14 protein-coding genes are annotated in these 21,456 nt (G+C 41.2%); 6 read left to right on the top strand and 8 right to left on the bottom strand.

The window, feature by feature from the left end; translation table 11 throughout:
* Window positions 1-217: 217 nt before the first annotated feature.
* The 3 genes from QMY49_RS24795 to QMY49_RS24785 form a co-directional block, all read right to left on the bottom strand.
* Window positions 218-2,701 (bottom strand): phospholipase D-like domain-containing protein, encoded by a 2,484-nt coding sequence (locus QMY49_RS24795; RefSeq protein WP_283315048.1) that lies wholly within the window; start codon window positions 2,699-2,701, stop codon window positions 218-220.
* The gene (locus QMY49_RS24790) at window positions 2,698-4,353 is read right to left on the bottom strand and encodes a hypothetical protein (RefSeq protein WP_042766511.1); all 1,656 of its coding nucleotides are present in this window, start codon (window positions 4,351-4,353) and stop codon (window positions 2,698-2,700) included. Before QMY49_RS24790 ends, QMY49_RS24795 begins: the two co-directional genes overlap by 4 nt.
* A gap of 73 nt (window positions 4,354-4,426) precedes the next feature.
* The gene (locus QMY49_RS24785) at window positions 4,427-5,293 is read right to left on the bottom strand and encodes a BrxR family helix-turn-helix transcriptional regulator (protein ID WP_101960877.1); all 867 of its coding nucleotides are present in this window, start codon (window positions 5,291-5,293) and stop codon (window positions 4,427-4,429) included.
* Window positions 5,294-5,435: 142 nt separating this feature from the next.
* Here QMY49_RS24785 and QMY49_RS24780 point away from each other — a divergent pair, with 142 nt between their 5' ends.
* The 5 genes from QMY49_RS24780 (at window position 5,436) to QMY49_RS24760 (ending at window position 11,630) form a co-directional block, all read left to right on the top strand.
* Window positions 5,436-6,200: a Wadjet anti-phage system protein JetD domain-containing protein gene (locus tag QMY49_RS24780; RefSeq protein ID WP_283315043.1), complete on the top strand. Its 765-nt coding sequence runs from the start codon at window positions 5,436-5,438 to the stop codon at window positions 6,198-6,200.
* Between the two features lie 7 nt (window positions 6,201-6,207).
* On the top strand, window positions 6,208-9,126 hold the full coding sequence (locus QMY49_RS24775) for a sbcc family protein (RefSeq protein WP_145994116.1): 2,919 nt from the start codon (window positions 6,208-6,210) through the stop codon (window positions 9,124-9,126).
* Complete coding sequence (locus tag QMY49_RS24770) at window positions 9,119-10,549, top strand: hypothetical protein (RefSeq protein WP_101960874.1); 1,431 nt, start codon at window positions 9,119-9,121, stop codon at window positions 10,547-10,549. Before QMY49_RS24775 ends, QMY49_RS24770 begins: the two co-directional genes overlap by 8 nt.
* Window positions 10,536-11,132 carry a condensin complex protein MksE gene (locus QMY49_RS24765; protein ID WP_283315040.1) on the top strand — a complete coding sequence of 199 codons (597 nt, stop codon included), beginning with the start codon at window positions 10,536-10,538 and terminating at the stop codon, window positions 11,130-11,132. Before QMY49_RS24770 ends, QMY49_RS24765 begins: the two co-directional genes overlap by 14 nt.
* A 90-nt stretch (window positions 11,133-11,222) precedes the next feature.
* Window positions 11,223-11,630, top strand: a complete 408-nt coding sequence (locus QMY49_RS24760; RefSeq protein ID WP_283315039.1) for a hypothetical protein — start codon at window positions 11,223-11,225, stop codon at window positions 11,628-11,630.
* A gap of 691 nt (window positions 11,631-12,321) precedes the next feature.
* Here QMY49_RS24760 and QMY49_RS24755 read toward each other — a convergent pair.
* The 5 genes from QMY49_RS24755 to QMY49_RS24735 all read right to left on the bottom strand — a co-directional run bounded on the left by QMY49_RS24755 (window position 12,322) and on the right by QMY49_RS24735 (window position 20,380).
* Window positions 12,322-14,052: a hypothetical protein gene (locus QMY49_RS24755; protein WP_283315037.1), complete on the bottom strand. Its 1,731-nt coding sequence runs from the start codon at window positions 14,050-14,052 to the stop codon at window positions 12,322-12,324.
* A gap of 2 nt (window positions 14,053-14,054) precedes the next feature.
* A complete protein-coding gene (locus QMY49_RS24750; RefSeq protein ID WP_283315035.1) occupies window positions 14,055-15,176 on the bottom strand; it encodes a dsDNA nuclease domain-containing protein in 1,122 nt (373 codons plus the stop codon).
* A 482-nt stretch (window positions 15,177-15,658) separates the two neighbouring features.
* Complete coding sequence (gene gcvP, locus QMY49_RS24745; protein ID WP_283315033.1) at window positions 15,659-18,523, bottom strand: aminomethyl-transferring glycine dehydrogenase; 2,865 nt, start codon at window positions 18,521-18,523, stop codon at window positions 15,659-15,661.
* A 129-nt stretch (window positions 18,524-18,652) separates the two neighbouring features.
* Window positions 18,653-19,033, bottom strand: coding sequence for a glycine cleavage system protein GcvH (gcvH, locus tag QMY49_RS24740; protein ID WP_005451648.1), 381 nt, complete (start codon window positions 19,031-19,033; stop codon window positions 18,653-18,655).
* Between the two features lie 51 nt (window positions 19,034-19,084).
* Window positions 19,085-20,380, bottom strand: a complete 1,296-nt coding sequence (locus tag QMY49_RS24735) for a serine hydroxymethyltransferase (protein ID WP_283315031.1) — start codon at window positions 20,378-20,380, stop codon at window positions 19,085-19,087.
* Window positions 20,381-20,759: 379 nt separating this feature from the next.
* Between QMY49_RS24735 and QMY49_RS24730 the strand changes: the two genes are divergently transcribed.
* Entirely contained in the window at window positions 20,760-21,383 is a 624-nt protein-coding gene (locus QMY49_RS24730) for a helix-turn-helix domain-containing protein (protein WP_005431308.1), read from the top strand.
* Window positions 21,384-21,456: the final 73 nt, after the last annotated feature.

Below are 21,456 nucleotides of genomic sequence, written 5' to 3'. Positions count from 1 at the left end.
TTGCCAGCCGTCTAAATCAACGATCTGGAATACTCTTTAAAAATAACCAAGTTGGAAACTCTCTCTTCAATAGAATTCTCTCGTTTAGAGTGATTGTTCAGTTCGTAAAACCCGAACCGTACTTTGCGAACCGCGTTTTACGAACTGAACGTTTACGAGTGATTATTTCGCGAGTAATAGTTTTATTAGGTGCGGTTGTAGCTCTTAGATTTGCGTATCAAAATGCAATGTCTAATGATTTTCGGCTAAATATTAAGCTTGAACCTACAGTGGCAAGTTGTACTGATGGGCTGTTATTTCTTTTCTTGTCAACGAAACAGAATCCGTTAAAGCCACCGCATTTCGATTTAACTAATTGATATCCAGAATAAAGGGGCCTGTCTTCATAAAGTAAGAGCTCAGTTTCAGATATCGATCTGTATAACCATTCTAGAGCATTTGGAGAATCCTCTTCAAATAAGCTTTCCGCAGTTTTAAAAGCCTTTTCATCACCATCTAACCTTTGCATCAGAAATAGCATTTGAGCGTTTGCTTGGTGAATGATTTCGCATTCTTTTACGCTTTTTGATAGCCGTGGAGCATCGCTATAGCTTATGCCCAACTTAAAAAGTAACCACGAGACGTATGCTAACAACTGGGTGTATTCGTTGCTGTTGTATATATTTTCACTGTCATTGAGGATCTGAATTGGAGATTCTTTTTCATTAAAGAAACAGACAAAAGAGATCTCTCTAAGTTTTTTAAGGTGCTTCTCATCAACTATTGGTTTTGCTTTGTTGGCATTGTCTAGAGTCGGCTGTACCTTGATTTCATGTGAACCGACAATAAACTCGTGACGGCTAAGGTTATGAATTACAACGAAGGCCATTAGTAGAAAACTCATTTTATTGGCTTCATTATCCGAGTTCGAAACATATACTTTTTCAAGCTTATTAAGTAATTTCGTGAGCTTTTTATGTACATATTCTACTTGTTCAGGAGAAATACTTGGGCTTTCAGCGGTATCTTCATCATCAGTTCCGACAAGTTCTTCCTCATTGCGTCCTAAATGGTCTTCCCTATATAGAGAATTGCTGCCTGTCTGGATAGAAGGTATGGTGTGAAGAAACATATCTAAGATTAGGTTTAATCCATCCGACGATATGGCACGCCTTCCTGACTTGGTGCTGGCGTCGTTTTCTTGAACAATACTAACAATGAGCGAATCTCTCTCATCCGTATCATCATGAGTTTGTGGTATATATTTTTCAGATGCACCAACAGGACGGCGTAATTGAGGTGTTAGCTTCTCAATGCAGTTAAATAGAAGATCAAATTGAGGGTAATCAGTGCTTAATGATGAAACAGCCTGTCTTAACTGGCGTTCTTCAGAAGACTCGCATAGTTTTTCTAGCGAGGGGACGTTATGTGTGACGACAGTAGCGATTAACTCTTCATTACGGAGTAGATAGATCAGTCTCCCGCAGTCTAACAACTGCTCAGATATAATAATGGCCTGATTTTCCAGAGTATGTTCAATTTGGTAATAATCGCCAAACTCATCCTTGTAAAACGGCTGACAACCTCTTTGGCTATCCATAAGCTCGATTTCTAGAGACTGGTTAAGTTGTAGTTCAACAAATACCAACTCTATATGTGTAGTGTCTGTAGAGCCTTCGCTAAGCTCTTTACTATTTACTTCCAGTACTTCTTCTGACGCTTCCATATGCAAAAAGTTGGTCGAGACTATTGCCTCTTTTGCATCTCCATTTCGGAGGAGAAGCATTGCCTCAGCGTTAGTATTACTGCCAGTTTTAAGCCATGCATTGCTACTGAAATTAGCACTACCAGATATGAAGAATGTTTCTTGATTGGCGAGAAATACTAAAGCTTTTGCATGAGCGTATGTCGTGAACTTTGACATACCATCAGGTTGGATAGATTTTATATCCACAAATTTTACGGTGCCGCTATGAAGTATTGTGGTACTCAGGCAAACGCTTTTAGGCTGTATTGCAATAATGGGTTTAGCTACAGATAACTCAGAAAGAGAAGAAACGAATTGTCCCGAGTTGTCAAAGAACGCTGAAACGCCGTATGTTTTGTCAACTGTTTTTGGTAGGTGTGTTTGGAGATTTCTCCAAAGACATTCTTTATTGGAATAGGACGAAAATAGGAAGCTATTGCTACTAGGTAGCTTTGGCTTCTTTTTAATCCATGGAGCTAAAGCCTTGGCTTTACCCAACATCTCTCTAACTATCTGAGGCGAGCTTTGCCCATAATCATTGAGCCATACCTCAAACGCATGAAAAGCATCTTTAAAAATAGAAAGATCTTCTTCGTTAGATTTCTCATCGAACCTAATTACATTTGTAACTTCTAAGTTGCTGCCGAAACCAGATAGAGTCATGTTGTGGCTTCCAACTACAAGCAAGCCTTTCTTTTTACCAAGGAGCATATACACTTTGGGGTGAAATGCTTGGTTACATTTCATAGGTGCAATGCCGTATGCGTAGCCAGCAAACTTAGGTGGAAAATTCTGGATAGCCGCTTTTAACATGCGATTATCAACGAACAGTAAATGATTTGTCACACCAGCAATTTGCATTTTTCGAAGAAGGTACTCTTCATAGAATGCAAAGTTAATAGAGTAGCTTGTCATTAGGCATGAATCATAACCACCTTTCTTCAGCTCTTCTATGAGTGAAATAGGGCTGCTCATGAGCTCACCTTCAGAATGTCATAGCCCGCAGGTTCTACTAGAAAAGAGTTCTCTGTTATACGAACCATGCCAAGATCTGCCATAATTTGAATAACTTGCTTAAACCTTGGTGACGTAAAAACTGCTGGGGGTGGCTTTATTATTTCGATACCAAATTCACTGGGTAGGAAACGGAAGGTCATCTGTTGTTGGTTTCTTAGCTTTCTCATAGCAACAAGAAAGTGGTTCTCAAGTAAGCCATGGTGAGTTAATTGTATCAACGCTGACAGAGTAGATTGTTTATTCAATTGGGTATTTAAAGTTTCACAGATAGCTAGCAGATTGAGTGGGTATCTATCTAAAAAGCTCTTCTGGAGCTCTACACTGTTATACCCCGACTTATTCTGAGTGCGGGAAACCAGTGCTGCCAAGATCATTAAGCAATTTTTAGTTATGGATTCTAAATCGTTACTGCCATTCTTTGTAAGTTTCTCAACTCTGTGGGCAAGAGTCACTTCATGGTTGTTTTCATCCCATCGCTCATAGTTAGGTAACTGAACAGAAAGTTGAGACAAGGTTTGATCGAATTGTTGGTGATGATAATTTGATGTTACCTTGCTACCAGGCCCTTCTTGCCAGTACCACAAAGCTATTGACCGAGTGTCTTTGAAGTTCGGTCTGCGAGATTCAGTTGCTTTTAGAACACAGTAAAATATTCCCTGCATGGCAATAGAGGCTATCTCATTTCTAGCGTAATCTTGCCAGCTAGATTCAATGTTCCAAAGGTGCTCGTATTTACCTGAGTATTGAAGAGCATTTGTATAAGCAAGTTTTCGGAAGACCGCCACATCAAAACTTTGAGATGTGTCTGTTTTAGTAATATGCTCGGTGAGAGCAAGGATGTAAGCCATTGATTCAACGCGGTTGAGAGCTTGAAAGTCAGTTTCGTACTCTGTTTGATAAAGTGACGCGAAACCTTTGGTGAATAGGCTAATTAAAAGAGTTCGTTCTTCACTGTCGCATGATAGATTACATGGGCAGAATGACTTTAAATGAGTCAGAGTTTCGTAGGTAAACTCATCATTTTCAATAGTTTCCAAAAAAAGTGATGAGTTGACGTTTTGGTCAAATGCTTTGGCTAGTTTTAGTCCTACTTCTTCAATGAGCTTCCCGTTTTTAGGAGACTCGCCCGCTAGTATTTTTAGGTTGCAAAGTGTGCCAAAGTAATACTGTCCTAGGCCGCCAAAGGAGTTCTTAAAGTATCGAGAGGAATCAGGATTAGTATGGCTAAATTGTGATAGCTTGAATTTTTTCCCTGAGGTGATCTCTTCGAAGTGTTTCTGAAATGTATCCTTGCCTACAAGAGCTCCAGAGTGATTAACTGTACTGTTATCACTTGTTTCATGTGCCATAGCAGCAAGTGTGAATAGACAGTCTGCTCTTCGGAACATTTTTAAAAAAGTGTCACTATCTAACCACTTTTTCCTTTCGAAGGCATAAAACACCCATGCGTAGAACGAATAGTACCGAGCTCTATCGGTAACATTAGTTATCCCAGGAAGAAGTTTACCGTAGACTTCGATGCATGGAGCTTGCACTCCTAAATGGTCGAGGCCAGTAATCTGATTAATCGGCTTAACCCAGCCAGTATCTGAGGTAGCTTTCAAGCTCATTGTCCTACTCGTTAAGGATATACAAAACAAATATGTATAGCTGTCTATACGCTAATTTGGTGTTTAGTGATGGTCATCGGTTTCCTGATTTAAATCCAGGTACTAAAGCTCGAATAGAGTCAACATGCTCTAGCTCGTGTCTATTCATCAACTGCAAGTTGAAGGCATGCGGCGGCAACGAAGCATTAGGCGTGCAGTCTACGTGGAGGTCATTGAGCACGTAACCAGCTAACGCTTCGTTGGTTGTAATGTTTCGCACGTATTGACCCTCCATACCAAGATCAATAGCTAAGTCATTTCTATTTTCATGCTTAGAGTGCGGTGCAACACTTAGGACAACGTCACGGTTCCAAAGAGTATCGTCCTCTATAGTCTTGTCGTATGAGCTGTCAGTTAGCTGAGCCTTAAGAATTCGACTGATTCTAAAGCACAGGAATTTACGTCTTTTACTGTCCCAAGCACGGATGTGCCAAGCCCCAAGTCCTTTGAATAGAGAATGAGGCGTCAGGGTTCTAGTCTCGGTGCTGGTTGAGGAACTATACAGGACAGAAATACAGTGCTTATTCAGAATCGACCTTGTGACTTGAGAGACGATATCAATAGATAGTGAATCCAACACTGTCGCAAAGCTGCTTACACCATAAGTTGTTACTGGAATGGAGTTAAGCTCCTGACCCCATGCTATTAACCTCAGAGCTGCTTCTGGGTCATGCTCAAAAGCTGGGCTAAACGATGCTGACCTCATGTATGCTCGCAAGCTTTCGTTGAAAACCGTGTTGTCGGGAAAACGTTCTTTGTAAGCATTAAAAGAACGGCTTGCTGTAGCAACGGCAATATCACCATGCTGAATAAGGTCGGAGCGATTCACTTTCCCAAAGAAGCAGAGATAGAAATCAATAAGCCTTAGTCGTTTGGTTTGCGGAGATTCGACACAACGCATAATGATTACCCTTATCAAAATGAACTGTACTAATTTACTCTAACGAATCATTTGATTCCAGTGTAATATGACACTAGTTGATTCTAGCAATGTTGCTTGACGTGTTACTTATGGTATAAATTTCTGGCTGTTGAGGACTACAATGAACGTCAATGACTACTTATCCAAGATCGAAGAAGGCTTGCCGATAAACTTGAAGGGGTTTATTGAGAAGCTTAGTTTGAAAGACCCTGAACAGTGGATGTCCATCTATAAAGCAAAGCGTGTAAGCAAAGGACATGTGCTAAAGGTGTTAGATGAGGAACGTCACACCTCATTCTATACAAAGGATATTTCAAGTCGAACCGATGGCGCTAAGCAAGGCAAATCACACGCTATTAATACAAGTTTTTCTCATATCCTCTTACTTAACACGACTAGTTTTCCGAATACTCCATATGTGATTGTTTCATCAGAAGGTGGGGTGATTAGTTCTTTACCCAAGCTGAACGATCAAGCTGTGGTAATTGAGAACATAGAGAATTTTTATCGGTACATGTCTTTTATGGAAAGCATAGGACGTGAAGAGTTGATTGAGCACACTGACTTTTTGTTTGGTGCAGGGACACAAATCAATAATAGCCTAAATTTAAAGTTTCTTACGAACTACAAACGGATCTACGTAGCGGGAGACTTAGATCTAGGTGGTCTGAAGATTTTTAGAACACTAGCAATGAACGTGTCAGATTGCCATTGGCTTTCGCCAGTTGATTGGGGCAAGTTTGAAGCGTTTTTCAATTTGAAGCCCAAGTCTGTTTCTGAATGGCGACAAGCGATTTCTATTGCCAGTGAGTTAAACCTCGAACAAGAAAAACAATTGTTACATACACATAGAGCATTTTTGGAACAAGAAGCCCTACTACCATAAGGATAAGATGATGGAAGATTTTCGCATAAGTATTTCAAGATTGATTGTTGTCGACTCTGTGGGGGTGGCTATCGCAGAAATCGATCTTAGAAATGGTGGGATCATAATTGCGAAGGGGAATGTTGGTAAAACATCAATACTTAATGCGATTCGGTTGTTTCTACTGCCAGAGACAAACTTCAAGAAGAGCTTTCAAAAGTTTGGGTTCATGAATAACAAAGGTGAACCTTATACGGATGATGAGAGTTATGAGCATTATTTCCCAAGTAGATCGAGTTTCTTGATCTTAGAATGTGAGAATTTTCTTGGCGGCCCAATTCCACACTGTCAGATTCTGTATAGAGGTGAGTCTAAGTCTTACAAAAGGATGTTTACATCTCTTCCGTACCAGAACATAAAAGATCTCTTTTGGGATTCAAGTATTGGAGAAGATGGTATTGGAGGAGCAGTACAAAACCTATCTATCGATTATGTGAAGAAGGCATTAAAAGAAAGAGATCCTAAGTACTTTAAGACTATTGAGCGCCCTCAGGCAATCAAAGAAGCGCTGTATGCAAATGATTTACTTGATGTAAATGCTATGCGTTATTGCTTATTTCCATTGAGCAAGTTAGATGATGCCAGTATTAACTCCTTTAAAGCGTTAGTTAAGCTCCTGTTTGATATGAAGACTGGTTCCGATGCTGTTAGGCTGGCTATTGCCAACATCATTGAGTCTACTAAGAAAGAGCGTAAAGATGAATTAAGCCTTGATATCAATGAGTTTTTGAATAGAAACCAGATGCTTGGCGATAAGGAACTTCATCTACAGAAAGTAAAAAATCTAAAACCAAAATTTGAAGAACTTTCTATCTCGTACGCCACTTTAACAGACAACCAAAGTGCAGAAACTAAGTTGCTGCAATTTGATCGTGTGCTTAGAGGGGAGTTGGACTCTAAAGCTAAAGAACACAAGTTGCTTGAAGACCAGATACATTTGGCGCTTGAGCAGAACAAGAATAACCAAAAGTTTCACGATGACGCACAACGACACCTCAATGAGTTGAAGGGAGCCCTTAAACAGGAAAGTGCGAAATTGGAGAAACTACAACCTCAGCTAGATACAGCGAAAAGGATCATCGATGATTACTTTGGAAAGCCTATTTCTGAAATTGAAGAGATCCTTGCTGAAGAGCTTGATGAAGAGGTATCCAATCTCGACAACTTAAAAGATGCATCTAAAAGGAAGGTGCGTATTGATCAATTGAAGACGTTGATAGCAGATGAAAATAGGCACATCAGAATACTTAATCGAAGCTTAGAGTTAAAAGAATTTTTCTTATCAAAGCAATTAGAGAATGGCGACTATCAAATACTATCTTCGATAAATAGTATTATTTCCAAAGCTAACCCTGGTCGTAGGTTAACAGAAACAGAGTTAGATCGTTTTAAAGGATTTTTAGCTCTTTTTGAAAGAGATAATCAGCAATATCGTTTCTTTGATAGAACTCTAAATATTGCCAGTTTGATTGAAGAACATTCAACAGAAGAAGAGCTTGAGCAGAGAACTAAGAACTTAGCTGCTTTTGAGGATGAGTTGCATGAGTTAGATAAAATTGGCAACCAAAGCGATATCCTTACTCAAACTGAAATAGCTAGGTTACAGCGTAAACTAGAACGATATGACAGTGAACTTACCAAAGTTAAGAGCTATGAGTTCAACCTCCAAACCGCTAACTATGCCAATGAGGAAGTACGATCTTTAACTCAACAAGTTGAAGAAGCTGAAAACTCATTATCTAAAGCCCAAAATAGTCTAGACATATCTCAAAGGGAGCTAGCTGAATCAAAGGAGAGTTTAAGTAACTTCAACTCAAATTTAGAAAAACTTAAAGGCTTGAGCCAGAGAGTGAGTAATAGCCTAGCTCGACATCAACTTGTAGATTTTCCACTGGAGAAGCTAAGTGTTGAAAACGTTGAAGTGTCGGAACAGTTTTTTGAAAGTCTGGAAAATGCACTATTAGCAAAAGTGCGGGCGCGTAGTGGCGTTATATCCAATATACATTTTTTGGTTAAAGAAGGTGTCATCGACAATGATGACGACTTGTTTACCGCGACTCTTTCTGATGAACAAATTCGTCATACATATAAGCAGATTGAGTCAAAATTTGTACATGTGGATGAAGAGATAGCTAATCTGAAAAGGCAGTTTGTTGCCCTTAAGAGTGAGATTCATGGAATCATTACTGAACTTGAGAAAAACCGACAGCTAATTGATAGCTTTGAAGGGTTTATTAACACTGAGTTTAAGAAAGCGACCATAAATGATTTATCGGAAGTAAAAGCTAAAATCGGTGTTAATAGTCGATTCGAAGCACTATTGGCAGAGGTAGCACACATTGACTTATACGCCGATAGCCGACTTTCAAGTGAGTTTGTGGATCGACTCAAGACCTTTAGCAAAGAGTTTTTTGATGAAGGCACAGCATCCACTTTAACTATGGAAAAAATACTCACGGGAATCAACTACCATGTTAAAAAACAGGGCGCGAAGAGTCTTGAGACAAAATCTCAGTCCACTTCGACAGTGATGCTAATAAACATCAAACTAGTTGAAGTGTTACTAAAATCTGTCCAGCAATCGAGCTGTAAAGTATTTTTCCCATTAATTATAGATGAGGGAGCTTCTGTAGATCTCTCGCAATTTCAGTGGCTTTTGCCACAACTCAATGAGTCGGGTTTTAGAGTACTAAGTGCATCTACACATTCAGTATCTAGTGAGTTGATATTACTCTTTGGCTACTACTTCAAAATTGACTCGATGAAAACAAGTCTTCCTTATCATCCTGAGCGTCAGATTGCCTTTACTAGTGAACCTGAGTACATCATTAAACCAAGCGTAGCGAAGGAAGATCAGATGTGTATTTTTGGAGAGACTGATGAATAGCCAAGTTCTAGATACACTTCCGACATTTAAGTTAATGATGGAGTATAAAGCCATCATGCTTGAGTCGATAAGGTCAATGGATACATATGGTGAATCGTATGTACGTGAATACGATTTTAATGCAGCTGTATTTAAGTGTCTCAAAACGCTGGAAGGAGATACAACTCAGCAAAATGCTGTCAGAGTAGCTTTTTCAAAGGATAATCTGATTAATTCACATATTTTGTCTGATATTGATCATTTCGAAGGTGCTGGGAGGCTGTTTTTCGATAAAGCAGTACTGGACATTTTTAGACTGTTTGATAGAAGCTTAATCCAAGAACTTACCCATATAGAGTTAAACACAAGGCTTGTTGCATTAAGGGAGCTAACTGATAGGTTTGACAGTGGTAGCCTTGATTTTAACCCCCAAGACTTGGACTACAGGGAGGCATTGGGGGCGTTGTTTCGATCTCTGGCAGCCCTGCAAAGTCTAATTCGCAGAAACCTTACTCGGATGGAAGATGTGAATAAGGACTTGAGCGAACAGAGTGAGAAAGCCTTGAAGGCAACCAATCCTAATGTCGTGCAGGCATTACAAAAAGACAATATTGAACATATTTCAAACCTCTTGGTTAGACATATCCTACCTACTAGGGCTTTTCTGGATGAGAAAGTGGTACTTAGAGATGGGTTAAATTTATTGGCATGTCTTGAAAAGCTTAAAAGGTTGTTTGAAGTACATAGTTTAGACAGTGAAGCTTCAACCATGCTTCGATATGCAATTTCATTCAATGCTTATCATAAAGACATAAGTCGTATATCTACATCTATTGATCAGTTTTTAGCTCGTTCAAGGAAAAGGCTCACCCAGTTTAATGCAATCGAAAATGCATTTTCTGAGTTAGTGGAATATTTAAAAGAAACACAACAGGACTTAAGGCGTAAAAGAATCAGTTCAGACTTTGCTCTAACATCAGGTTTGTTTTGTGGCTTGATGAACCAGCCACGTCCAAAAGATCTCCGACTGAGTGATTCGCGGTCGTACTTTAACAACATAACCACGGACATCAACACGAAGCTTGAAGATTACGAACTAGTTAATCAGCTTGATTTATCTCTTTTACATAGCTCTAAAGATAATAGTTTAGACACGCGCTTGGAAAGAGTGAAACAGGTTAAGCAACTAATGTATTCGATGAGATTCGAGCATTGTGATGATTTAATAAAAGTAGTGAGCGATAGGTTAGAGGGCTTGTTGGACGATTACCAAATACTTGACCTTCTTGAAGCCCTAATGACTCTAAATTCAGTAGGCCAGTTAAACCTTCACAACCATCTTCCAAGAGTTACTAATATTTTTCATGAGATAACGGTAGGTGGGTATGTGTTTAAGTACAGAAAAATAAAATTGGAGGTACGAAAGACTTATGCATACGACTAATAACCTAATATCTAACACTTTCGACTATGCTGACCTCGAACTCAGTCAGCAAGTCTACTCCCAGTTCTCGTCTGGCAAAGTGATCACTAAGCGCATTTATGAAACATATACTCAGCAGTTTATTGAGAACCCTTTGTATACAGAGCTATATAAGCATTTGGATAGCCATTATAGCCTCCTTTACAAGCACATTGGGTTTGAGCTGGTTTTTAACTCTGGAGGCGAATTTTTTCACATTCGTAAAGATGATAGTTCAGAAGATGCGGACGAAAATGCTACTAAGGTACAAGCATTGCTTTTAGTGATAGCTAGGTTTTGGACTGATAAAAGTTTCGATCTAGATGATTTAGCCAATGAACATTTTGGCCTTAAAGCTAAACATATAGATGAGATCAAACGAAATGAGCAGTATGAGCGTATTCGAGGGGCACTAATGCCAAAAGATGACTGGGATGCATGCGTGCGCTTTCTCTTGAATCGTAACTTTATGTACCGATGCGGTGATGGGCATTATGTAGTGAGTTCTGCGGGCATGTTCTTTATTCAACACCACGTAAAAAAATACGAAGAATCGATCTGCTAATCTCTTACTTGTTCGCTAAACGAGAGTATTACCTAGTTCTTACAACAGAGCTTTTTGGTTAGTCCAGGTAAGCAAGACCATAGTCAACTCATGATGTACATTTGGGAAGGTCTCAAACTTAAACGGGATCATGGGGCGGAGTTTAACCATTTCATTCTGTGGAGCACTCACAGAGATTCAAAAGATCGGAAGCCTGTGCATCCAAATAAAAATGGCTTTTTTAGATATAATCCTAAGAACGCAGCTAAAGAAGTACAGGGTGATAGTGATGGAGAGAGTCTATCGCATCAGTTAGCAATAGAAGCACTAACGTCTTTAAGTACGATTCCTTTGAAGATCAGAAACCAAGACCTTCCGCTAAAGTTTGAGTACTTTGACAAGGATTATCAATCTACTCGGCTCCAATTTGGTAGCGACAAGTACTTCTATCCTGATGCTATTGGTTATCTGTCTAAAGACTCTCTGATGTACGATGAGTGGGGGGAAAGGTTGCGTTAGAAATTTTTGTCACTCACAGTTGCGAACCCGATAAGGTGAAGGCATTCGAATCCCACAATATTCCTATCTTGGAAGTAAAGATCTCCGATAGCATTAGGTTTCGCAAAGAATTGAACAAACAGCCTTTTACGCCAGAGGACTTAGAGGACTACTTTGAGAAACTACGCGCTAGATTTAGCCAACAAGTCTTTGAGGGCTACTTGGATGTGTGTAGAGACCGAGCTAAGAGTAGAGGCATAGATGTCTTTAATCTGAACTTTAATGAGTATGCATCCCCCCTAGTTGCTTTCGCAGCAGAAGAGAATCGAGAACTGGTTGCTACTTTGGAAGGTTGTAGACGCAAGACACTTGTCATCTTTGAAGGAGCTGACGCGCTGGCACCTTTGGAGTGTAATGAGACTTTCTGGCTGAGGTCGGCTATCGTCGCTGCGAATAATTCTCTGGTCGTTATAATGTCTTTTGAAACTAAAGAATCATATAAGAACTTGCTTTATCACAGGAGTTCTCCTTTTTGTATGTCAGCAATACCTCTACGGTATGGGCTATAGGCAAGAATGCGATAAAGAGCTCACGGTTTATGGTGTAATTGATACTAATTGCATCTGAATTTGGTGGAGATACTGGGTATCTAACTAGAGCAGCGCGAGCAGTAGGCTCGCGCTTGATGAGTTTGGTGATTAAGCTAAGTATTTCAACTTAAAATATCCATAGTTTCAATGATATACTGGTCGCATTCCCCTCGGTAGTCCGCAAGAAATGATCTTTGCTTAGTATTCTCTCCGATACAAATCAGGTTAGCGTTACCCTCAAAATGTTTTATGTTGTATGACTTAGCAGAATGTGCGTTACTTTTTGAGTCGGCTATTGAAAAAATGAACTGTTGATCTGATGGCGTATGACTTTTGATAAAATGAAGAATCTCATCCTTGCTTTCATCCTCGAAATCACCTTCAAATATGGCATCAAGTACGAACGGCAATACATGTACATACTCAGTTTTTTTAATCGTCTCTACAAAGGTGAAATTGTAAGCTAGAAGAGTCTTCAACAATTCAACGCCTTGTCTTGGAAATGCAGGTATGTCATAGAGTAAGTAGAACCTATCGTCTTCAAAAGGTTTCACGTGCAATTCAGACGTATACTTTTCAAAAGTAGATTTGAATGAATAACTTGCATTTCTTCTTTCTTTTTTAACGGCTTCATCGGTTTTGAATTTGCTTAGTTCTTCTTCAATAGACAGGATTCTTGATGTTATTTCACCAAGCTTACTATTGAGCTCTCCTGATACCTCTACGTTGACTTTATTTTTTAACCATGAGTCTAAGGTTACATCGTCAACCTTATACTCTAAGAGTTCATAATAATCCTGTTCAACCATCTGGCGTTTCTCGTCAATGTCATTGATTATTGAGTTCAATTTTCCTTGAGAATCTTTGAGTGCTTTGATGTTTTTGTTTAACTCTTTTATTTGCGTTTCAGTATCATTCTTGTCTTGGAGAAAATTATAAGTATCTTCTATTGAATGAGATAGTGTGTGCGAACACGTAGGGCACTTTTCAGCGGCCAGAATATTTGTCTTCAGGTTACGCCTAACCCTAAGCAGAGTTTTTCTACTTTCCTCTAGTAGTGTTATCTTGTTGCATATGGACAAGTATTCTTTTTCTAGCCTAATCAGCTCAGATTTATTCTCTTTATACGGCTCGATGTATTCGTTAGTTTTAGCTGTAAATGCTTCATCCTTCATTTTAGCTAATTTGAACTTCTTGTTGTTTTGCTCGATCTTGTGAAGAAGCCTAGATTCAGCTTCTAGTTCTTTCTTTTCCCGATCGAGGCGAGTTTTTTCAAGGCGGTCGTAATTATTTGTAATACCTAGAAAGTAGTCAAAAAAGTCGTTCTTAAAGTTCTTAACAAAGTCCAAACCTCGGAATGATTTGTGGCGATAAACCCAGCCAACGTCTTGTGCTATGTAGTAAGGCAAAAACATCGCTTCCAGCGATGCTGGTTTATATTCATTGTCATACTCTAGTTGTAGGGTAAAGCCCAATAGCTCAGACAAAAACACTTTCAGCTTAACATGTTCTCGCGAGTTATTACCGCCAATACCTATGAACTTAATTGGTGGTTGTTCGCCAACTTTAATAGAAACGATCTCATCATCTCGAACTATCGAAACATTGGTAGGCGCAGAGTTGTGAATAGTCAGATCTAGTCTAAAAATCACATTCTCTGTCAGTAAGTCGGCAAGTTTCCTTTTTTCATCATTGATTCCAAAGGTATAGTGCAGTGCCTGAATAAATGTGCTTTTACCAGATGTATTCTTACCATGAACAATATTAATTCCCTTAGAGAAGGTAGAATCAAAATATTTTTCTGCCTTGCTGCTATATGCAAAGAATTTGTTATATTCTACTGAAATTCCCATTTTTAATCGTCCATTTTATTAATAGATTCAAAGTAAGCTGCATACATGGTGGCTTTTAAAGTTTGCTCGTCCAAGTTGGAGTTATGATTTTGATTGAACAAATCTACTAGTTCTTCTATGCAGTCATCTTCACTGAATCCACTACACTTACGATAATTAGATTTTACAAATCTTAGGATCTTCTGATGTTCTGCTTCATCTTTGCTCTTAAATAGGTCAAATGCTAGGCTGAACTTCATTTCAAATGAGTCTCGTTCAAATGGTTTAACTCCTAGCTTTCGGCTAATGTCTCTACTATGGTCTCGCCAAAACTGGAATGCTTTTGATTTGGTGGTTATGATTTCGATAGCATTGTTGATATCTTGACTGTGTACTTGCTTTGACTTATCTGACAGCCGAGCCATACTCTGCTGGTTGTATGTTAATTCAACATCTTTGAACAGCCTAAAGATCGAATCCAGTGCAGCCTTAGAGTCACTTATTTTTCTATCAAAGATATCTTCGAGTTTGGTTCTTAACTGATTTTCTTGTTCTTTATTTGTTCGACTGAAATCGATGTACAAGAATTTTAAATTGTTTAGTTCTTCATACAAATTTTCACTGTTGTATGAATCATGCGTTGTAAGTTTTGTGGTTAGAGCATTTTGTATTACAGGATCTAATTCTGAGTAGATTACTTCTGAGTCTGCTTCACTTACGATTTGGCTATAGGTTTTAGTTGTCTGCTTTCCATCAGCGCCACATTTTACTTTCGTCGTTAATTTCATACTAGAGTTAGAAGAAAAGTAAAGGTCGTGACTATAGTTGCTGCACTTAGGGTGGGGGTCTGCTAATAGCGTTTTTCCTACCTTGAGTATTTTTACTATTATCTCGGTAAGTTCAGCATCAATAGACCAATTGCCAACGGACTTCTTTTTCGATTGATATGTCTCTACTTTGACAGCCTGGCCGTGATCGTCTAGATGACAGAATAATATATCTTCTAAATGTTCTAGGGATAGAAAGTACTTTGAGCCATCAAATTTACTATCGTAGTTGTCCAGTATTAAGAAAAGAGCCATATTCCGCTGTAAGGCGAAGCCCTGCTGTGCAGTAACACCTGCATTTACACTTTGATCGACCAACACCACTTCCTTGAATATAGTTTGTTCTAGTTACCAAGTAATAAATAGTAACGGATTCACTAATTACATGAAAAATATGCTTTTTAATAACCTAATTAGTGGATTCTTAACAACTGAGTTTGTTTTTTATACAACAGTAAAAGATTCCTAATATTATATCAGTTTCATATTTTATAGGCTATTGATAATGTTTGATTTCTGAGAGTCGGCGTTTCTTGGAAGGGAGGTCGATGAAGAGCCTTATGATATGATCTGAATCTAGTTAACTTTTTACAGAAACCGAGTACTACGAACCAGAAAAAAATTAAGTCATCTTGTGTGGACTGACATGATGATAGGTGACTGGGGATATGAGGCTTAGAATGAGAAAGGCGAACCAATTTGGTTCGCCTTTTGTTTTCAAGTTAGTTTCCAACTTAGTTATCGATTTCCAACTCGGTTATCACAGTTTTCAACTTAGTTATCTGTGATCACTACAAAAATTAATCTTCGTAGTTATCGATGCTTGGGCACGAGCAGATTAGGTTACGGTCACCGTATACGTTATCTACGCGGTTTACTGTTGGCCAGTACTTCCAAGATTTGGTTGCTTTAGAAGGGAAGCAGCCAAGCTCACGAGAGTAAGGGCGATCCCATTCATCTTTCGCTAGGTCAACTTGAGTGTGTGGCGCGTTAACAAGCGGGTTGTTATCTAGCGGCCATTCACCGTTCTTAACCTTTGTCATCTCTTCACGGATTGCGATCATCGCATCACAGAAGCGGTCTAGCTCTTCTAAGTCTTCCGATTCTGTTGGCTCAACCATTAGCGTGCCTGCTACAGGGAACGACATAGTTGGTGCATGGAAACCGTAGTCCATTAGACGCTTCGCGATGTCTTCTTCGCTGATACCTGTTTCTTCTTTCAGTGGACGAATGTCGATAATACATTCGTGCGCTACACGGCCGTTTGAGCCACGGTAAAGAACAGGGTAGTGAGGGCGCAATTGCTCCATCACGTAGTTCGCGTTCAGAATCGCTACTTTCGTTGCGTCTGTTAGGCCAGCTTCGCCCATCATTGCGATGTAAGCCCAAGAGATAGGCAGGATAGACGCGCTACCCATATCTGCTGCGGATACTGCGAAGTTTTCGCCGTCTGCACCGTTTTCAATGTGACCCGGTAGGAAAGGCGCTAAGTGCGATTTCACACCGATAGGACCCATACCCGGACCGCCACCACCGTGTGGGATACAGAAGGTTTTGTGTAGGTTTAGGTGAGAAACGTCTGAGCCAATAAAGCCCGGCGTTGTTAGACCAACCTGTGCGTTCATGTTTGCGCCGTCAAGGTAAACCTGACCGCCCGCTGTATGAACCATTTCACACACTTCTTTCACTTGTTCTTCGTATACGCCGTGCGTAGAAGGGTAAGTGATCATGATGCTTGATAGGTTGTCTTTGTGCTTCTCGATTTTCGCTGCTAGGTCAGTGACGTCGATGTTACCTTCTTCATCACACTTAACCACAACTACTTTCATTGACACCATAGACGCTGTTGCAGGGTTAGTACCGTGCGCAGAGCTTGGGATCAAACATACGTTGCGGTGACCCTCGCCACGGCTTTCGTGGTAGCGTTGAATCGCGATAAGACCTGCGTACTCACCTGATGCACCAGAGTTTGGTTGTAGTGAGAATGCGTCGTAGCCTGTGATTTCACATAGCTTCTCTTTAAGATCTTTTGCTAGTGCGGCGTAACCGGCTGCTTGTTCTGCTGGTGCGAACGGGTGGATCGAACCAAACTCAGGCCAAGTTACTGGAATCATCTCTGCTGCTGCGTTCAGCTTCATCGTACAGCTGCCCAGTGGGATCATGCCGTGCGTTAGCGAGAAATCTTTGTTCTCTAGCTGTTTTAGGTAACGCATCATCTGTGTTTCGCTGTGGTGCGTGTTAAACACTGGGTGCGTTAGGTATTCCGTTGTGCGGCGCAGTGCTTCTGGAATCGCTGCAAACTCGTTGCCAGCAATTTCAGTTGATAGTGCTGCGACTTCTTCTTTCACGCCGAATACTGCGAATAGGGCTTCTACGTCTGCCACGGTTGTGGTTTCGTCGAAGCTTACACCTAGCTGAGTACCCAACTTACGTAGGTTGATGTCTGCCGCTAGTGCTTTTGCGTATAGCTCTTCAGTTTGTGCACCAGTATTGATGGTGATGGTGTCGAAGAAGCTGTTGTGAGCAAGCTCGAAGCCGCCTTTAGTTAAACCAGCAGCTAGGATGGCTGTCATGTGGTGCGTACGACGAGCAATCGTGCGTAGACCTTCTGCGCCGTGGTAAACCGCGTAGAAAGACGCCATGTTCGCTAGTAGTGCTTGAGCGGTACAGATGTTTGATGTCGCTTTTTCACGACGGATGTGCTGCTCACGCGTTTGCATTGCCATGCGAAGAGCTTGGTTGCCGTTGGTATCGATAGAAACACCGATAACACGACCTGGCATAGTACGCTTGTGCTTGTCACGTGTTGCCATGAAGGCTGCGTGTGGACCACCGTAACCCATAGGAACGCCGAAACGTTGTGCCGAGCCGATTGCTACGTCTGCGCCCATTTCACCCGCAGGTTTCAGTAGGGCAGAAGCCAATAGGTCAGTCGCTACCGTTACCAGCGTTTTGTTTGCTTGCGCTTTTGCGATGATGTCCGTTAGGTCACGAACTTCACCCGTTGTGCCTGGGTATTGAACTAGCGCGCCGAATACGTCTTGCTCAGGTAGTGATTCTAGAGAACCAACGAGTACTTCAAAGCCGATGAATTTCGCACGAGTTTTTACCACTTCGATGGTTTGTGGGTGAACGTCGTCAGCAACGAAGAATACGTTACTCTTGCTCTTACCCGCACGCTTACAAAGTGTCATCGCTTCTGCCGCTGCCGTTGCTTCATCGAGCAGTGACGCGTTCGCGATTTCCATACCAGTAAGATCAATCACCATTTGTTGGTAGTTTAGAAGGGCTTCTAGACGACCTTGTGAGATTTCTGGTTGGTAAGGGGTGTAAGCGGTGTACCAGCCCGGGTTTTCCATCACGTTACGTAGAATTACGTTTGGCGTGAAGGTGTTGTAGTAACCCTGGCCAATGAATGTACGTTTAACTTGGTTCTGATCGGCGAACTTACGCATTGCTGCCAGCATGTCTGCTTCGCTTTTCGCTTCTGCCAAGCTCATTGGCTGCTCTAGGCGAATTTGCGCTGGTACGGTTTCGTCGATAAGCGCATCAAGGCTTACTGCGTTGATCGCTTCCAACATTTTTTGTTGGTCAGATTTATTTGGTCCATTGTGGCGAGCAACGAACTCATTCTGTGTGCTGAGGCTTTGAAGTAATTCAGTCATTGTCCTTTACCTACTCCTTGGTTCGGGTAACGGATTTACGCTACTGATAATCTAAATTATACGTCCGAACCTAGAAAAAAAGCTGTCCACTAATCGTTATGCTAGGGGACAGCTTTCGTCTCATCCTAATTACTCTTCTTCGATAGAGCTTAGGTATTCTTCCGCATCTTTTAAGTCATCCAACTCAGATGGGTTTGAAAGCTTCACTTTCACAATCCAACCACCTTCGTATGGTTCTTCGTTGATTAGCTCTGGGCTGTCTTCTAGCTCTTCGTTGATTTCAACTACTTCGCCAGTGATTGGTGAGTAGATGTCTGAAGCGGCTTTTACTGACTCAACCAAAGAAAAGCTTTCGCCCGCTTCGACTTCATCTTCCACGTCTGGTAGGTCAACGAAAACTACGTCACCTAGCATCTCTTGAGCGTGCTCTGAAATACCGATAGTTACTGTGCCGTCACCGTTGTCACGTACCCACTCGTGGCTATCTGTAAACTTCAGTGTTTTGTCCATTGCTTAATCTCCAAATAACTTGTCAGGATAGTTTCTGATTTAATAAATCTTTTATTGGTAAAGAGGGTAACGACTGCAAAGCTCTTTCACTTGCTTGCGTACGCGTTTTTCTACTTCTGCGTCACCTTCTGGGTTGTTCACCAAACCGTCCAGTACGTCACCAATCCAATTACCGATGAGTTTGAATTCTTCAGCGCCAAAGCCGCGGCTTGTACCCGCAGGCGTTCCTAAACGGATGCCCGATGTAATCATAGGCTTCTCTGTGTCGAATGGGATGCCATTTTTGTTACACGTGATACCTGCACGCTCTAGTGCTTCTTCTGCTTTGTTACCTTTCAAGCCTTTAGGGCGAAGGTCAACCAGCATTAGGTGTGTGTCAGTACCACCGGTTACGATGTCGCAACCGCGAGTTTGCAATACTTCCGCTAGAACTTTTGCGTTGTTGATCACTGAATCAATATAAGTTTTGAATTCAGGACCAAGCGCCTCACCGAACGCCACTGCTTTAGAAGCAATCACGTGCATCAGTGGGCCGCCTTGCAGACCTGGGAATACCGCTGAGTTGATTTTCTTAATGATGTCTTCGTGATTGGTCAGAATCATACCGCCACGTGGACCACGCAGTGTTTTGTGGGTTGTAGTCGTAACCACGTGTGCGTGAGGAAGAGGGCTAGGGTGCGCGCCTGTTGCGATAAGACCGGCGATGTGCGCCATGTCGACCATAAGAATCGCGTTTACTTCGTCTGCGATTTCACGGAATTTTGCGAAGTCGATAGTACGTGGAATAGCACTACCGCCCGCGATGATCACTTTAGGTTGGTGCTCAAGTGCTAGTTGGCGAACGTCTTCGTAGTTGATTTCTAGTGTTTCGCGGTCAACGCCATATTGAACTGCGTTAAACCACTTACCAGAAAGTGCAGGGCGTGCACCGTGTGTTAGGTGACCACCTGCGTCCAGAGACATACCAAGAATAGTGTCGCCAGGTTGAAGTAGTGCCAGTTTTACTGCGCCGTTTGCTTGTGCGCCTGAGTGTGGTTGAACGTTTGCGTATTCACAATTGAAAAGTTTTTTCGCGCGTTCGATAGCAATGGCTTCCACTGTATCTACGTGCTCACAACCACCATAGTAACGGCGACCTGGGTAACCTTCAGCGTATTTGTTTGTTAGGCATGTGCCTTGAGCTTGCATTACCGCTTTAGACACGATGTTCTCAGAAGCGATAAGTTCGATTTGTTCGTTTTGGCGAGCGAATTCTGCCTGAATTCCAGCAAAGACAGCGTCATCTGTCGCGGAGAGGTTGGTAGAGAAAAAGTTTTCCAAGCTGTGGTTAGGGTAACTCTTGTTCATGGTAGTTGACCTTCCAAATCTGAAAATGAACCCGCAGTAGAAATAGTTGTTTGATTGCGATGGTGGCTCATTTGTCCTCAAAACAGCTGAACTGCATAGCAGAACAGAGTGACTTTCGACCCGAATAAGTGGGTTAAAACTCCGTCGGATTGTGGTTTCTCTTGTCCAATCTCTTACGGAAATGTGCATCTCTACATCTAACAAGTTGGTAACATAGCGCTTGCGGAACGAACAATCAACCAAAAATTTCCTATAGGAAACGAGATTTCTGGTTTTGTTAACAAGAGCACGCTTTAATTAACTCGGTGGACTTTTATCCATTATAGGGTTCATGCACAATGCTAATAGGAAGGATTAAAGGATATTTACAGAGGGATTTATGGCAGAAAGTATTTACGATGAATACCCGTCAATGACGTTGGCGAAAGAGCAACAAGACCAAAATATTGAACCGCTTAAGCTCGGTCAGCGCATTAAAGATATCCGCTCTAAACTTGGTATCACTTTGGAAGAGGCGAGCCAACGTACTGGACTTGCGCGTTCTACGCTAAGTAAGATCGAGAATGAACAGATTTCTCCTACCTTCCAAGCGATGCAAAAGCTAGCTCACGGATTGCAGATCGATATGCCGCAACTATTTGAACCACCAAGGAAAAAGGTGGCAACAGGGCGTCGCGATGTGACCAAAAAGAAAGAGGGCAAACCGCACCCAACCCAAACTTACGAGCACGAGCTGCTGGCGACTCAACTTTCCAATAAGAAAATGATGCCTTTTAAGAGCCAAATCCGTGCTCGCAGTTTTGACGAATACAAAGACTGGGTTCGCCATGATGGGGAAGAGTTTTTACTCATCTTATCAGGTGAGGTTATGTTTTATTCTGAGTTCTATGAGCCCGTTGTATTAAGCGAAGGCGACAGTGTGTATTACGATGCGAACATGGGTCATATGTTGACCAGTGTGAGTGAGGAAGACGCGCACATTTTGTGGGTGACTGCCAAATAGTGATAAATAGTTGTAAATTTCCTATAGTGAAAGCAAACGATTGCTATCTGTTTTGAATGCGTTATGATGGCGC

Origin of the sequence: Vibrio harveyi (assembly GCF_030060435.1) — a bacterium.
GTDB lineage: Bacteria > Pseudomonadota > Gammaproteobacteria > Enterobacterales > Vibrionaceae > Vibrio > Vibrio harveyi.
Note: the sequence above shows the minus strand (reverse complement) of the source record. Positions and strands in the feature narration are given on the sequence as shown.